Source organism: Streptomyces sp. AC627_RSS907 (assembly GCF_019049165.1).
Window position 1 is genome coordinate 1 of record NZ_JAGMUE010001232.1, and the last position, 543, is coordinate 543.

Annotated in this window: 1 protein-coding gene; it reads right to left on the reverse strand. The window is 71.5% G+C overall.

Annotated features, from left to right (window positions below):
* Positions 1-193: 193 nt before the first annotated feature.
* On the reverse strand, positions 194-406 hold the full coding sequence (locus tag KUM32_RS41225) for an EF-hand domain-containing protein (protein WP_176164238.1): 213 nt from the start codon (positions 404-406) through the stop codon (positions 194-196).
* Between the last annotated feature and the right edge of the window lie 137 nt (positions 407-543).

Genomic DNA, 543 nt, shown 5'->3' on the forward strand with positions numbered 1-543 from the left:
GAGTTGCAACGACCGACGTCGGCGCGCCAGCGCCCAAAGGCGCGGCGGGCGCTGAGCCCCACCGCGCCGGGCCCGACCGCGCCGCGCTCCCGCGCGAGGCGGCGCGGACGCGTCGGGCCCAGGACGCCGGAAGCCCCCGGGAGCGACGCGCGGGGCGCCGGTCCACGGGGGCTCCGGGCAGTTCGACGGGCCGTCAGCGGTTCTGGATCGCCCAGAACTCGTCGAAGGAGAGCTTGCCGTCCTGGTTGCCGTCGGCCGACTTGATGATGGCCTCCGCGACGGACTCCGTGACGAACGGGTCCCCCAGTTGGGCCATCACGCTCTTGTACTCGGACGCGGAGATGTATCCGTCCTTGTCCAGGTCGTACCGCTCAAACGCCGTGCGCGCCGCCTCGATGTCCGCCACCTGGGCCGCCCCTTTTCGTGTGGTTGCTTTTGACCAGCACACATTAGCGACCCCTCGGCGTGGCGCCGTAGCCAACCGGCACTCCTCAGCGCAGCGACGCCTTGACCAGCCTGAGGTAGCGCGCCCAGTCCCTGTGC